Genomic DNA, 14,306 nt, shown 5'->3' with positions numbered 1-14,306 from the left:
ATAAAATGACTATATCTATTTTTCTAATTCAGCTATTGCTTCATTTAAATCTTTAAAAGAATACGTTGGTGGCACATTTTTATTTTGCACATCTTCTAACGTAGATACACCTGTTTGTACATGAATCGTATCCATACCTACGTTAATACCAGACATAATATCGGTATCGTACAAATCGCCTACCATAGCAACTTCGGATTTATCTAATCCTAAAATTTCTAATGCTTTAACCATAATAATCGGTTCTGGTTTACCAATAAATTGTGGCGATACACCTGTCGATACACTTACAACACTTGTAATAGCACCATTACCAGGTAATAAACCACGCTCTTTAGGAATTGATACATCAGGATTTGTAGAAATAAATGTTGCACCATTTCTTACACCTAACGTTGCAATCGCAAGCTTTTCATATGTAACTTGTTCGTCAAGTCCAATAACTACATAATCAACATGCTCGTCATTTTTAATGACAAGTCCCGCTTCGGTTAACGCAGTATTTAAACCACTCCCACCTAACATATATACTGATGCTCCTGGTGATTGTTCTGAAATATAATCAGCAGTGGCTAACGCTGACGTTACAACCTCTTCTGGTTTAGCATCAATGTGCATTTCACGTAATTTTTCAGTTACTTGCTCAGGTGTTTTTGTTGAATTATTAGTTACGTATAAATGAGGAATGCCTTTTACATTTAAATAATCGATGAATTGTTTTGCTCCATCAATCTCATCTGTTCCCATATACATTGTGCCATCTAAATCGATTAAATACGCTTTATACTGTTTCATTATTGATTTTCTCCTTTACCAAAAGCTGTTACTGGTACATTTTCTTGATGTAAAAATGTCGTTACTTCTGTAATAAATTGTTTGTAATAAGGTAATGCGTCATCAAACATTGGCATGATAATCTTAATATCTAAGGCTGTGTAATCATATGTAAATTGTTTACGAATACCGACAGTTTTATTAATCGCCTGCTGTGTTTCTTTAGTAATAACATTTTCTAGTTCTAATATATCAATCACATCTTTATAATTACCAGGATCCCTTAAAATAAATGCATCGATAATCATATTCCCTATATCTACCGATGATTCTATCAACATTTGAGCAATGCGTTCAAATGCATAATGATTGTGCTTGCTCTCATGATAATCATCAGTTAATGCTTGTAAATAGGCTAATTTCTGAGTTAGTTTATCTTTGTCTACAAAATACATTCCTTGTCACCTCTCACTTATATATTATCATAATTTTGCAGTATACTTCATTTGTCGTTATACTAACTTTACTACTTTTAAAAGGAGTCGCTACAAAATGATTGATATGTATTTATATGATGACAACGAAGAGAGTCAAGTTCAGTTTGTTGGTTTTGTTGGCGAGCATAGTCGATATGATTTGATGTTAGTCCATACAAATAGACATTATGGTAAGACACTCGTACTTAATATGCAAACAAATAAATTCGGTATTATCGGTACTGATGATTTAAAAGAAGAAGGCTATATCGCTCATATTTTAGGTGTAAATGCTGAAGAAGGCGATGAAATTACTGAGTATTTAAATGAAGTCATTCATTAAAGATAAAAACCCCTAACTAGATTACAGGTCCATGCTTGAATTGCATGATTCCCATTTTCAATCTAGCTAAGGGTTTTATTAATGTTCAGTATCTTGAATGGTTGGCTTAATCTTCACATCTTGAAGTTTATTGTCGTCATCTATCACATCAGACGGATGAACTTCTTCGATTAACTTTTTAACCTCTTGTTTAGACAAATGTCTTAATACAAAGTAAGGACAACCAAAGTTACAATATTCAAATATGTAATCTTGAATATTTGAAAAACGTTTACTCATCTCTGCTTTTTTATTAGAATCTTTGTAAAAACCTTTTAATCGTAATTGATCGTAACCATAGTCACCAACTATGTAATCATATTTATCTAAAATATCTGAATACCTAGCAATAAATTGTTCTTCATTAAAACATTCGCGATAATTTTCTATTAATTCAAAGTAATGTTGATCTACTTTTATCAAATTCTTCACCTATCTATGACAATGAAAGGCTCAGTTTATACTTTTAGTGTTTCATAAAAATAATGATTACTTCTATGACACGTTCGTTTTGTACAAACTAAGCCTTTATGCCTTATTAATGGTTAAATATTAACTATTTAACTGTGCCTCACCTTGGCGTTGCTTTTCTTTAGCAGCTTCATTTACTTGCTCATCCGCATGATAAGAACTACGTACTAAAGGTCCAGCTTGGCAATGTTTAAACCCTTTATCCATTGCCACTTTTCTTAATTTACCAAACTCTAAAGGCGTGTAATATTTTTGAACCTTTAAATGTTTACGTGAAGGTTGTAAATATTGACCAATCGTTAAAATATCTACATCATTCGCACGTAAATCATCCATCGTTTCATAAATTTCTTCTATAGTTTCACCTAATCCAACCATAATACTTGATTTAGTTGGGATATCCGGTTGTAATTCTTTTGAACGACGTAAAAACTCTAATGTTCTGTCGTAAGTCGCACGCGCACGAACTCTCGGTGTTAATCGACGAACAGTTTCAATATTATGGTTTAAAATGTCAGGTCTTGAAGCCATTAATGTTTCTAACGCATCATAGTCCCCGCCCATATCTGATGGTAAAATTTCAATCGTTGTAAATGGATTTCTTTCTCTAACTTTACGTACTGTCTCAGCATAAACATTTGAACCAGCATCTCTTAAATCATCACGCGCAACAGCAGTGATAACAACGTGTTTCAAGTTCATTAATTCAACTGATTCAGCTACACGTTCAGGCTCATTTAAATCAAGTTCATTAGGTAAACCTGTCTTAACCGCACAAAAACGACAAGCTCTTGTACATACGGCACCTAAAATCATAAATGTCGCTGTACGACGTGCACCCCAACATTCATGTATATTAGGACATTTAGCTTCTTCACATACAGTATTAAGATTTTTTTCCCTCATCATCTTCTTAAGTCCTGTATAGTTTTCGTTGGTATTTAATTTTATTTTCAACCAATCCGGTTTACGTAATATTTCCTCGTTTTTTGTCGCCATAACAACACATACCCTCCTGTTAAGTGTATCTTTAAACATTATATCGAAATTCATGACAAATGAAAATCCAATAATCTTACTTTTTAATATTCCAATAATTTTTCTTTAAATATATCTCTTAAAAACTCTGGCATTAAATACTCTTTTGGTAATTCTTTCAATGTTGGGAAATAACGACCGAACGTATACATATCTATCGTACCTAGTACATATTCTTTGTCGTCTTCGATTTCTTCTCCATTCAGATAGTAACGCCCTGTAGAATGAATGTACCCTAAATTATAAAGAATATATCCTCCAAATATATTCCCTCTGAAACCCAAACCTTGTGCATGTTCATACATATATTCTTGTTTATTACTTTTAGCTATAATCTCTTTTAATTTCACACCAGAAAGTCTAACCCTTACCATATTAATCGGATGCGGTAACATTTGATGAATGTCATATTCTGTCACTTCATCTTTTACAATATCTTTAACGAGTAAGCCAGCATTGATGATGGCACATTGTGCATGTGTATACTCACAAACACTTTGAGCTAATAAGTATGCAGCTTCAGTTATGTGATTCATACTACGCTTAAGCACTACTGGATGTTGAATTACTGAATTGGACATTAACGTTTTTCCTTCTTCTTCAAATGAAGTTTCAACTTCAGGTAATATTTCTAAAGGAATAATCTTTGCAGTTTTATGTACTACTTTATGTGCCTCAAAAGTTAAATTAACCTCTCCAAGATAATTACCATACTTTCCAGCTGCCGCCATCAGTACACCATTATTGATTTCACCATGTTCAAAATAATGATGCGTATGACTACCAAAAATGACATCAATTTCAGGCAATTCTTGGCATAATGTTTCATCGAAGAAAATGCCACAATGACTTAGCACGATTAATACATCAAATTTACCTCGTTGAAGTTCAATTTCTTCTTTTATAGATTCAAGTGGATCGGTAACAATCCAATTTAGTGCACGATAAAATGGGGTAAAAGGTGCTGTCGCTGCAACGAATAGTATTTTCACACCGTCTATATCCTTAATATAAGAAGAAACGATATTATTTGGTAAATGACCTGATTCATCTATAACATTGCTACATGTCACTATAAATTTTGCTTCGTCGTAAAGGTGATTTAAAGCTTCGTGTGAAATGGTCATCCCTTCATTATTACCGATTGTTGCAACATCACATTTTGCTTCATTTAGTAATGCCACATTCTTTTTACCTAAAGTTGCTTCAGTTATAGGTGCGGATAAATCTACATGATCACCTAGATCAACATATAAAGAAGGATGATTAAGTCGTGGCCGTTGTTCTGCCATATATGCTTTAATGCGTTCGTATTCATGTAAATGACTATGAATATCGTTCGTATGATAAATTGTAAGCCTCAAATTGACGTCCTCCTTTTAAAGTTGTATTAAATCAACGCACGAATAATTAAATATATACCCATTAACAACATTACTGTTCTCAATAATGTTACTACCGTATCTGACTTAATTGATTGATTCACTTTGACACCGATTTTCGCACCAAAATAACTAGAAATAATTAAAATGATTGCATAACCCCAAGCTACGTGACCTTGAGCAATGTGCCCTATAGAACTCATGACACTTGAAAAGAAAATCATCATCATACTTGTTCCAACAGCTACATGAGGTGGAAATCTAAATACAATAAGCATTAGTGGCGTCATTAGTGCGCCACCTCCAATACCAAATAAACCTGTCAATATACCAATTAAAAACGTTGTAATAAAAGCAAACAATGGTGGCACACTATAATGATATGTTTTACCTTTAGCGTCTACATAAGTCTTTTCATACTTGGGTTTATCGAAAATTTTAAACGGTTTAATCTTATTTCTTACCATTAATAAAATAGCTACGAAAATTAAAAAGATACCAAAATATAAATTAAATGACTCAAATGTTAAATATCTACTAATGAAGGACCCAAGCAATGAACCTGGTAATAGTCCAAATAAAAAGATGGAACCATTTTTAATATCAACTTGTTTTGTTTTTAAATATCCAAGTGATGAAGAAAGTCCTGTCACAATTAGAATGACTGAAGACGTCCCTATCGCTACTTGTGTTGTAATATTATGTAGTAATCCATGTTCAACACCGAGGTAAACCATTGTTGGAACGATAATAATACCGCCTCCAATGCCTACGATTGACCCTATAATCGCTGACAAACCTCCGATTAAAACCAATAATGTAATTGTTAATAACATAGTCGTCGCCTCTTAAAATAATTTTAATTGTTGTGGTGCTAACCCTTCATATTCTATATTCAATAATCGCTGATATGTTTTGGCATTATTTGCTGCATGACCACCAGAATTATTGTTAAATATGACGTAAACTTTCTTAGCTTTTTGTGCTAATATTTGTGCCTTTTGTGCCAAGTCTATTAATTCTTGCTCATTATAATCATATAAATAGCGTACATCTCGCCATTCTTGATCTGACATATCTTTCTTAGTCCAACCGTAATGATTACGTCCATGATAACGTACAAACGCAATTTCATTTGTGATTCGATTGACTAAAGGTACACTGCCATCTTTCACTTGTGGTTCATCAACTACTGCATGAATGATTTGATGTTCTGTTAAAAATGCCAATGTTTGTTCTTTAAATGCATCACTAAACCATGATTGATGCCTAAATTCTACACACATTGGAAATGCTTGTAATTGCTGTCTTACATACAAAATATATTTGATATTTTGTGCATTGCAGTCAAACCATGGCGGAAATTGAACCAATACCATTGCTAATTTTTTCTGTGTATGTAAGGGCTCTAACATATTCTTAAATTGATCAAATAGTTCTTGCCTTGTATCTGCAAATGTTTTGTAGTCTGCATGCAATGTGAGTGCTTGATGAATTTTGACCACAAATTCAAATGTATCAGGCGTTTCTTTTATCCATTTCAATATATTTCTTTCCGGTTGTATCGCATAGTATGTCGCATCTAATTCGACAACCGGAAAATGTCCAGCATATGTTTTAAGTTTATCGGTTTGGCGTTCTAAATCTTCATATAATGAATAGTGATCACCCCAACCTGTTAATCCGATGTTTATCATATATATCACCAATGTCATCATACCATATAACTTTTATCATAATCATTTCAGCGAACTTTAGTTTGATGTTTTCGTTTGACTATAATCATTTCAGCGAACTTTAGTTTGATAATTTCGTTTGACTAGATTGGTAAAATAGAAACGCAATCCACAAAAATGGCAAGCACTAAAATAATGTTTGGGGGTGCTTGTGCTTTTGTGGATTGCGGTCGATTATTTATATTGCATGATTTGATTAATTTGATTGATTATATTGGACATGATGGTGTTGGCGGGATGCGTTGTTGCTAGTCGCGGGCTTTGTCCACTCCACATATGTGTTAACTCTTTGTCGCCGATGTTTGCTGCGGCTTTTCTTATGCTACTTGTTAGCTCATTTTGTATTGGATAATCTGGGATGTCGCCTTCGTATTGGGACATTTCTTCGATAAACCTATTGTTGATACCGCGTGCAAGCTTTCCACTAAACGCATTTGTAATGACTGTATCTGTTTCTTTACTATTTATAATTGCGTCTCGCAGTAGTTCTGATGCATTACTATCTTGTGATGTTAAAAATGCAGTGCCCATTTGTACCCCTTCTGCACCTAAGACAATACTTGCCAAAACTCCTCTACCGTCCATAATTCCACCAGCGGCAATGACCGGAATTGAAACGACATCTACAATTTGTGGCACTAAAGATATTGTTCCAACCATAGGTAATTGATTTTTAGGTTTTAAAAATGAACCACGATGTCCACCTGCTTCACTACCTTGAGCAACGATAGCATCCATACCCGCTTTTTCATTCGCAATAGCTTCATCAACACTTGTTGCTGTACCTATTAGCTTAATGTTTGCTTCTTTCAATCTTTTTATAATAAATTCGCTTGGAATTCCAAAAGTAAAACAACATACAGGCACTTGCTTTTTAATTATCGTATCAATATGACACTTAAATTGTTGTTCTTCGGTAATTTTTACAACCGGCTCTTCTAAATGTAATGCGCGTCGATAAGGTTTTAACCATGCATTCATATTTTCAATTTGAATACTGGTATATGATTGTTGACTTGGTACAAAGACATTTACGCCAAAAGAATTTGACGTTAATTGGCGTACATAATCTATTTCATCTTCCAATTGCTGCGTATTAAAGTAACCTGCGCCTATTGTGCCTAACCCACCACTGTTACTTACTGATGCAACTAATTTCGGTGTCGTACTTCCTGCCATACCTGCTTGTATAATTGGATATTCAATACTTAACATTTGAGTAAGTCGATTCTTATTCCACATAGCTGTTCGCTCCTTATATAGATACGTTGCGATTTTTCCGTTGTTGAAATTGAATTTGCTGTTGAGAAAGTTTTTCTTTTTCCTTTTTATCCATCTCATCTTCAATTTCCATACCTAATAATTCTTCAATTAAGTCTTCATGTGACACTATCGCTTCGGTACCACCAAATTCGTCCAACACAATTGCTAAATGTTTTCTAGAAATAGTCATCTTACGTAATACCCATTCAGCTTTATTGTGTTCATTCACAAATAATGGCTTAGCTGAATAGTTTGTAATTTGATCTTCTTTTTTATTACTCCAAGCCAACAGATATTTAGAATGAAACACCCCAATAATGTTATCAATATCTCCCTCGTACACTGGATATCTAGTGTATGGCTTATTCATAACCGTTTCATAAACTTCTTCGTATGTCGCATTTGAAGCAAATGCCGTCACATTAATTCTAGGTGTTGTATCTACATCTTTTACTTTTAAATTTTCAAAATTAATGACACCTTCCAACCTACTCGTCTCAATTTCATTTAAAGCACCTTCATGTCCAGCAATTGCTAACATTGTTTTAAATTCTTCTTTTGAAAATTGATGTTCTTGAGGTTGACCCTTAGATAAACTTCGATTAATACTGTCCGTCAACTTATTTAAAAGTAATGTGATAGGGCGAAACACAATGACACAAATATTAATAACTGGATATACAAGCCTTGTTATTTTATCTGGAAATGTTGCAGCGACAGACTTGGGAATCACTTCGGAAATCAAAATGATAACAACTGTTAAAACAGCTGATGCAATACCAACGCTAATCCCCCAACGTAAAGCCATAATTGTAACAAGTGTTGGTAATAAAATATTCGCGACATTATTCCCAATTAGAATCGTTGTAATAAACTCACTTGGTTTTTCAAGTAACTTTACAATGCCTTTTGCTTTTTTATCACCTTTGTCAGCTTCAGTTTTAAATTTTGTTTTATTGGCAGCCGTTAATGCCGTCTCGCTTCCTGAAAAGAAAAACGAAATAAATATCAATATAATTATGGCAATGATCACGCGTGTAGTCTCCTTATTGTCATATCTTATTTTTATTGTAGTTACTTAATTCCCGACGTTCTCGTTTAATAAACCAGTTAAAATTCATTATATATAATAGTCTTAATGATGATAATTAATATGCATTTTTAGTCATAGTTACTTTAATGCATTCATTAGTAAAATGATGCTATAGTTCGAGCTGTTTGTTATTAATAAATTTACATAATGAAAAATTTTAACAAATTCAGTTTATGACATAGTTATAATGAATTGAAACCATTATAATGATAACAATAAGTTTCTCATAAATTTATTCTAATTATCTTTTAAATAACTTTAGACAAGTACTTGTTTATATCCAAATATAGAAAGAAGGATTAACATGTATTTTGTTTTAGCAATATTTACAATAATCAGTGCCAGTGTAAGTTTAGGTTATTCAATTCAAGCATGTTCATCTAGCCATAATATAAATGCATATTATGCACTTAGTCGAAGCTTACCTTTATTTTTATTAGCTATTTTTTCTTTAGTCATTCATAGTGCTATATTTTTGATAACTATATCCATTGCAATGATTTTAGTTCAATTTTTAGATGCGATTGTTGGTTATAAAAGTAAAGATGTCTTTAAAACTTACGGTCCATTAGCAACATCTGTAGTGAACTTAATATTATTAATAGTTTTCTTATTTTAACTCAGTTATACAACGAATCTTAATCGAACTAATATCGAATTATCTTTAAAGAATATTTGATGTAGTTTTCAATTAATTTAATAAAGACCAGCACTCTAATGCCACAATCATGTTGTATTTGTGTTGTCGCTTTATCCACCATCAATGATTATTTTTTACAATAATCAAAAAATCGGACTAATATAAATAAGTACAAAGCTTATCTATCAATCCGATTTAGTTATAAAACAAAAAAGCCACAGTAATGTGGCTTTTTGTTATATTCAGTATCAAAATGGTATCAATAGCCATTTCCGGAAGTCAAGAATAGCTTAACATCGCGGTTTAAAGCTATCCAATACTACCTTCCATTTCGAACTTGATTAAACGGTTCATTTCGACCGCGTATTCCATTGGAAGTTCTTTTGTAAATGGTTCGATGAATCCCATAACAATCATTTCTGTCGCTTCTTCTTCAGAAATACCACGACTCATTAGATAGAATAATTGTTCTTCAGAAACTTTTGAAACCTTTGCTTCATGTTCTAATGATATTTGATCGTTGAATACTTCGTTATATGGAATTGTATCTGATGTTGATTCGTTATCTAAGATTAATGTATCACACTCAATATTTGAACGAGCGCCTTTTGCTTTACGTCCAAAATGTACAATACCACGATAAATAACTTTACCACCATTTTTAGAAATAGATTTAGAAACAATCGTTGAAGATGTATTTGGTGCTTTATGAATCATTTTAGCACCGGCATCTTGAACTTGTCCTTTACCAGCAAATGCAATAGATAATGTACTACCTTTTGCACCTTCACCTAAAAGAACACAGTTTGGATATTTCATCGTTAACTTAGAACCTAAGTTACCATCTACCCATTCCATATTTCCGTTTTCATAAACAAAAGTACGTTTTGTAACTAAATTGTATACATTGTTCGCCCAGTTTTGAATCGTAGTATAACGAACGTGCGCATCTTTATGCACAATGATTTCCACAACAGCAGAGTGTAAAGAACTAGTTGTATAAACTGGTGCAGTACAACCTTCTACGTAATGTACAGAAGCACCTTCATCAGCAATGATTAATGTACGTTCAAATTGACCCATGTTCTCAGAGTTAATACGGAAATAAGCTTGTAGTGGCGTATCTAGTTTGATATTTTTAGGTACATAAATGAACGAACCACCTGACCATACTGCTGAGTTTAACGCCGCAAATTTGTTATCTGCTGCAGGTACTACAGAAGCAAAGTATTTTTTGAATAATTCTTCATTTTCTTGTAAAGCACTATCTGTATCTTTAAAGATAATACCTTTTTCTTCAAGTTCTTTTTCCATATTATGGTAAACAACTTCAGATTCATATTGAGCAGAAACACCAGCTAAATATTTTTGTTCAGCTTCAGGAATTCCTAATTTATCGAAAGTTCTTTTAATTTCTTCTGGCACTTCATCCCATGAACGTTCAGCTTGTTCTGAAGGCTTTACATAGTAAGTAATGTCATCGAAATTCAATTCTGATAAGTCGCCACCCCATTGAGGCATTGGCATTTTATAAAACAATTTTAATGATTTAAGACGGAAATCTAACATCCATTCCGGCTCATTTTTCATGTTAGAAATTTCTCTAACGATATTCTCAGTTAAACCACGTTCTGATCTGAAAATGGACACATCATCGTCGTGGAATCCATATTTATAATCCCCAACATCAGGTGCTTTTTTAGCCATTTCAATCACTCCTTAAAAATATATTTACAACGGCGTGCGTAAGTTTTTAATTCATGATGTAAACCATATTATAACAATGACATGACATCTTATAAAAATTTTTATACTTTTATATGTCTAATATCAAAATTATCTATGATTAACAGCATTCTATTCTTCTTCAGTCGTACCTTCTGCTTTACCTTCTTTAGCAACAGTACCTTTTTCCAATGCTTTCCAAGCTAATGTGGCACATTTAATACGAGCTGGGAATTGAGATACACCTTGCAATGCTTCAATATCTCCCATTTCTTCTGTAATCACATAGTCTTCACCAAGCATCATTTTCGTAAATTCTTGGCTCATTTGCATTGCTTCTCCAAGTGAATGACCTTTAACAGCTTGTGTCATCATCGATGCACTTGCCATTGAAATCGAACAACCTTCACCTTCAAACTTAGCATCTTTTATAATGCCGTCTTCTATATCAAATGTTAGTCGTATACGGTCACCGCATGTCGGGTTATTCATATCTACTGTCATAGACCCGTTATCTAATACACCTTTATTTCTAGGATTTTTATAATGATCCATAATGACAGATCTATATAATTGATCTAGATTATTAAAATTCATAAGAGAAAAACTCCTTCGTTTGTTTCAAGGCATTTATTAACTGATCAATGTCTTCTTTCGTGTTGTATATATAAAAACTCGCTCTAGCTGTTGAAGACACATTTAACCATTTCATTAACGGTTGCGCACAATGATGCCCAGCTCTAACCGCTACACCTTCTGTATCTACGGCTGTAGCAACATCGTGTGGATGTACATCTTGTAAATTAAACGTTATTACACCTGCACGACGATCCTTTGGCGGGCCATAAATTTCAATTCCTTCAATTGCAGACATTTGCTCATAAGCATATATCGTTAGTTCTTGTTCATATTTATGAATTGCATCAAAACCTATGCGTTCTAAATAGCGAATAGCTTCTGCAAGCCCAATTGCTTGTGCAATTAATGGAGTACCCGCCTCAAATTTAGTAGGTAAATCAGCCCATGTTGCATCATACTTACTTACAAAATCAATCATGTCGCCACCGAACTCAATCGGTTCCATTTTTTGTAGTAACTCACGTTTACCAAATAATACGCCAATACCTGTTGGTCCAAGCATTTTATGACCACTAAAACTATAAAAATCAGCATTCATTTCTTGCATATCAAGTTTCATATGTGGTGCTGCTTGCGCCCCATCAACACTGATAATTGCACCATGTTGATGAGCTATTTCTGCAATGGTTTTAACATCATTAATTGTACCGAGTACATTAGAAATATGTGCAATAGCAACGATCTTTGTTTTATCATTAATCGTTTGCTTAATATCTTCGATGTTTAATTCACCGTCAGCTGTCATTGGTATAAATTTCAATGTCGCATTTTTACGCTTTGCTAACTGTTGCCAAGGAACAATATTGGCATGATGTTCCATTTCAGTGACAACAATTTCATCGCCCTCTTCAACATTTGCATCACCATAGCTATGTGCTACAAGGTTAATCGACGCAGTTGTTCCGCGTGTGAAAATGATTTCTTCAAAATACTTCGCATTAATAAAACGACGAACAGTTTCACGGGCATTTTCATAACCATCAGTTGCCAATGATCCTAATGTATGAACACCACGATGAACGTTTGAATTATAACGCTTGTAGTAATCCTCTAAAACATTTAACACTTGCACAGGCGTTTGACTTGTCGCTGTTGAATCAAGATATGCTAAACGTTTGCCATTGACTTTTTGATCTAATATCGGAAAATCCTTGATTACTTCATTAACGTCAAATGAGTGTTCGGCCACTTCATTCACGACCTTTCTTAAATAAAAATCCTAATCATTTAAATACTGACGTTGTATTAGTCTTATACCAATATCGACAGTCTATATCTATTACAAACTTTTATTTTCAAAATATTATTTAGAAACTTTGCGTTCAATTACTTCTCTCAATTGACGTTTAACGTCTTCGATAGGTAATTCACGTACTACTGGATCTAAGAAACCATGTATAACAAGACGTTCCGCTTCTCTTTGAGAAATACCACGACTCATTAAATAGTAAAGTTGATCTGGATCAACACGACCTACTGATGCAGCATGACCAGCTTGTACATCATCTTCATCAATTAATAAAATAGGATTCGCGTCACCACGAGCATGTTCAGATAACATTAATACACGTGATTCCTGATTAGCAATTGATTTAGTTCCACCATGCTTAATGTAGCCGATACCATTAAATACAGACGATGCATGTTCTTTCATAACACCATGTTTAAGGATATAACCATCTGTTTCTTTACCATATTGTACGATTTTAGATGTTAGATTAATTTTTTGTTCGCCTGTACCTACAACTACTGATTTAAGTGAACTTGTTGAACGATCACCAAATAAATTTGTTGTATTATCAATAATTTGGCTACCCTCATTCATTAAACCTAGTGCCCAATTAATTGAGGCATCCGCTTCAGTAATACCACGTCGAATGATATGACCTGTAAAGCCTTTATCCATATAGTCCACTGAGCCATATGTGATATTTGAATTTGCACCAGCAATCACTTCAGAAATAATATTTAATTGATTTCCTTCACCAGATGCATTTGATAAGTAATTTTCAACATATGTGACTTCGGCGCTTTCTTCAGTAACGATGATAACATGGTTATAAAAGCTTGCATTTTTGTCGTCGTGCAACACAACGTATTGTACTGGATGTTCTACAACTACATTTTTAGGAACATAAACAAATACGCCACCATTAACTAATGCCGTGTGTAGCGCTGTGATACGATGTTCATCTACTGTTACTGCATCTTTCATAAAGTACTTTTGTACTAAATCACTATGGTTCATAAGAGCGTCTGCTAAACCTTCAACGATAACGCCATCTTTAGATGCATTATCATCAACTTGTGTGTACGCAATCGTATTATTATGTTGAATTACTAAGTTTTTAGAATGATCTACGTCAATAATTTCTCTTACTGACTCAGGTAATTGTGATAAAGATTGATAAACATCACCTTTTACATCGTGTTGTTTAAAAGAATCAAAATCCCATTTTCTTAATTTTGTTTTATCAGGTTTTGGCATTTCTAAAGTTTCTGTTAATTTCAAAGCTTTTTTACGTAATTCTGTCATCCAAGAAGGTTCATTGTGGGCTTTAGAATAATCAACAAGTTGTTCTTCAGAAATGTTCAAAATATCAGTTGTCATAACTTTTTCCTCCTACTTGATGAAATTTACTATTTCGTATAAATGTTCATTTTCATCATATATAGATGAACATCTC

At 33.4% G+C, this 14,306-nt stretch carries 15 protein-coding genes and 1 pseudogene; 2 read left to right on the top strand and 14 right to left on the bottom strand.

Going from position 1 to position 14,306, the window contains the following annotated elements:
- Window positions 1-15 precede the first annotated feature (15 nt).
- Complete coding sequence (locus JQN76_RS08205) at window positions 16-795, bottom strand: TIGR01457 family HAD-type hydrolase (RefSeq protein WP_000816184.1); 780 nt, start codon at window positions 793-795, stop codon at window positions 16-18.
- Window positions 795-1,229: a DUF86 domain-containing protein gene (locus JQN76_RS08200; RefSeq protein WP_000273981.1), complete on the bottom strand. Its 435-nt coding sequence runs from the start codon at window positions 1,227-1,229 to the stop codon at window positions 795-797. The genes JQN76_RS08205 and JQN76_RS08200 overlap by 1 nt, the downstream gene beginning before the upstream one ends.
- A gap of 97 nt (window positions 1,230-1,326) precedes the next feature.
- Here JQN76_RS08200 and JQN76_RS08195 point away from each other — a divergent pair, with 97 nt between their 5' ends.
- Window positions 1,327-1,593: a DUF3055 domain-containing protein gene (locus tag JQN76_RS08195; protein WP_000566649.1), complete on the top strand. Its 267-nt coding sequence runs from the start codon at window positions 1,327-1,329 to the stop codon at window positions 1,591-1,593.
- Window positions 1,594-1,671: 78 nt separating this feature from the next.
- Here the strand turns inward: JQN76_RS08195 and JQN76_RS08190 are convergent, their stop codons facing one another.
- The 7 genes from JQN76_RS08190 to JQN76_RS08160 all read right to left on the bottom strand — a co-directional run bounded on the left by JQN76_RS08190 (window position 1,672) and on the right by JQN76_RS08160 (window position 8,555).
- Window positions 1,672-2,055: a YutD family protein gene (locus tag JQN76_RS08190; protein WP_000598444.1), complete on the bottom strand. Its 384-nt coding sequence runs from the start codon at window positions 2,053-2,055 to the stop codon at window positions 1,672-1,674.
- A gap of 129 nt (window positions 2,056-2,184) precedes the next feature.
- Window positions 2,185-3,102, bottom strand: coding sequence for a lipoyl synthase (gene lipA / locus JQN76_RS08185; RefSeq protein ID WP_000201875.1), 918 nt, complete (start codon window positions 3,100-3,102; stop codon window positions 2,185-2,187).
- 83 nt (window positions 3,103-3,185) lie between these two features.
- Complete coding sequence (locus JQN76_RS08180) at window positions 3,186-4,505, bottom strand: bifunctional metallophosphatase/5'-nucleotidase (RefSeq protein WP_001241236.1); 1,320 nt, start codon at window positions 4,503-4,505, stop codon at window positions 3,186-3,188.
- A 26-nt stretch (window positions 4,506-4,531) separates the two neighbouring features.
- Window positions 4,532-5,359, bottom strand: coding sequence for a sulfite exporter TauE/SafE family protein (locus tag JQN76_RS08175; protein WP_000927632.1), 828 nt, complete (start codon window positions 5,357-5,359; stop codon window positions 4,532-4,534).
- 12 nt (window positions 5,360-5,371) lie between these two features.
- On the bottom strand, window positions 5,372-6,220 hold the full coding sequence (locus JQN76_RS08170; RefSeq protein WP_000608129.1) for a DUF72 domain-containing protein: 849 nt from the start codon (window positions 6,218-6,220) through the stop codon (window positions 5,372-5,374).
- Between the two features lie 213 nt (window positions 6,221-6,433).
- Window positions 6,434-7,501, bottom strand: coding sequence for an NAD(P)H-dependent flavin oxidoreductase (locus JQN76_RS08165; RefSeq protein WP_000267235.1), 1,068 nt, complete (start codon window positions 7,499-7,501; stop codon window positions 6,434-6,436).
- 13 nt (window positions 7,502-7,514) lie between these two features.
- Window positions 7,515-8,555, bottom strand: coding sequence for a hemolysin family protein (locus JQN76_RS08160; protein WP_000582338.1), 1,041 nt, complete (start codon window positions 8,553-8,555; stop codon window positions 7,515-7,517).
- A gap of 364 nt (window positions 8,556-8,919) precedes the next feature.
- Between JQN76_RS08160 and JQN76_RS08155 the strand changes: the two genes are divergently transcribed.
- Entirely contained in the window at window positions 8,920-9,234 is a 315-nt protein-coding gene (locus tag JQN76_RS08155) for a hypothetical protein (protein WP_000274036.1), read from the top strand.
- 5 nt (window positions 9,235-9,239) lie between these two features.
- On the opposite strand, the pseudogene JQN76_RS08150 reads toward JQN76_RS08155, so the two are convergent.
- The 5 genes and pseudogenes from JQN76_RS08150 to sufD form a co-directional block, all read right to left on the bottom strand.
- Window positions 9,240-9,379 (bottom strand): annotated as a pseudogene (locus JQN76_RS08150) (hypothetical protein).
- 185 nt (window positions 9,380-9,564) lie between these two features.
- Window positions 9,565-10,962: a Fe-S cluster assembly protein SufB gene (gene sufB / locus JQN76_RS08145; protein ID WP_001074405.1), complete on the bottom strand. Its 1,398-nt coding sequence runs from the start codon at window positions 10,960-10,962 to the stop codon at window positions 9,565-9,567.
- Window positions 10,963-11,112: 150 nt separating this feature from the next.
- Complete coding sequence (gene sufU, locus JQN76_RS08140; protein WP_001010508.1) at window positions 11,113-11,577, bottom strand: Fe-S cluster assembly sulfur transfer protein SufU; 465 nt, start codon at window positions 11,575-11,577, stop codon at window positions 11,113-11,115.
- Entirely contained in the window at window positions 11,567-12,817 is a 1,251-nt protein-coding gene (locus JQN76_RS08135; protein WP_001006453.1) for a cysteine desulfurase, read from the bottom strand. The genes sufU and JQN76_RS08135 overlap by 11 nt, the downstream gene beginning before the upstream one ends.
- A 105-nt stretch (window positions 12,818-12,922) precedes the next feature.
- Window positions 12,923-14,230, bottom strand: a complete 1,308-nt coding sequence (gene sufD, locus JQN76_RS08130) for a Fe-S cluster assembly protein SufD (RefSeq protein WP_000205579.1) — start codon at window positions 14,228-14,230, stop codon at window positions 12,923-12,925.
- Window positions 14,231-14,306 lie beyond the last annotated feature (76 nt).

This window comes from Staphylococcus sp. SM3655 (assembly GCF_016917315.1).
GTDB lineage: Bacteria > Bacillota > Bacilli > Staphylococcales > Staphylococcaceae > Staphylococcus > Staphylococcus aureus.
Note: the sequence above shows the minus strand (reverse complement) of the source record. Positions and strands in the feature narration are given on the sequence as shown.

Excerpts from the sequence above, each read along its gene's own strand:
- JQN76_RS08205 (WP_000816184.1), bottom strand. The coding sequence starts at position 795 with ATGAAACAGTATAAAGCGTATTTAATCGATTTAGATGGCACAATGTAT.
- JQN76_RS08195 (WP_000566649.1), top strand. The coding sequence starts at position 1,327 with ATGATTGATATGTATTTATATGATGACAACGAAGAGAGTCAAGTTCAG.
- sufB (WP_001074405.1), bottom strand. The coding sequence starts at position 10,962 with ATGGCTAAAAAAGCACCTGATGTTGGGGATTATAAATATGGATTCCAC.
- JQN76_RS08165 (WP_000267235.1), bottom strand. The coding sequence starts at position 7,501 with ATGTGGAATAAGAATCGACTTACTCAAATGTTAAGTATTGAATATCCA.
- sufU (WP_001010508.1), bottom strand. The coding sequence starts at position 11,577 with ATGAATTTTAATAATCTAGATCAATTATATAGATCTGTCATTATGGAT.
- JQN76_RS08155 (WP_000274036.1), top strand. The coding sequence starts at position 8,920 with ATGTATTTTGTTTTAGCAATATTTACAATAATCAGTGCCAGTGTAAGT.
- JQN76_RS08200 (WP_000273981.1), bottom strand. The coding sequence starts at position 1,229 with ATGTATTTTGTAGACAAAGATAAACTAACTCAGAAATTAGCCTATTTA.
- sufD (WP_000205579.1), bottom strand. The coding sequence starts at position 14,230 with ATGACAACTGATATTTTGAACATTTCTGAAGAACAACTTGTTGATTAT.
- lipA (WP_000201875.1), bottom strand. The coding sequence starts at position 3,102 with ATGGCGACAAAAAACGAGGAAATATTACGTAAACCGGATTGGTTGAAA.
- JQN76_RS08170 (WP_000608129.1), bottom strand. The coding sequence starts at position 6,220 with ATGATAAACATCGGATTAACAGGTTGGGGTGATCACTATTCATTATAT.
- JQN76_RS08175 (WP_000927632.1), bottom strand. The coding sequence starts at position 5,359 with ATGTTATTAACAATTACATTATTGGTTTTAATCGGAGGTTTGTCAGCG.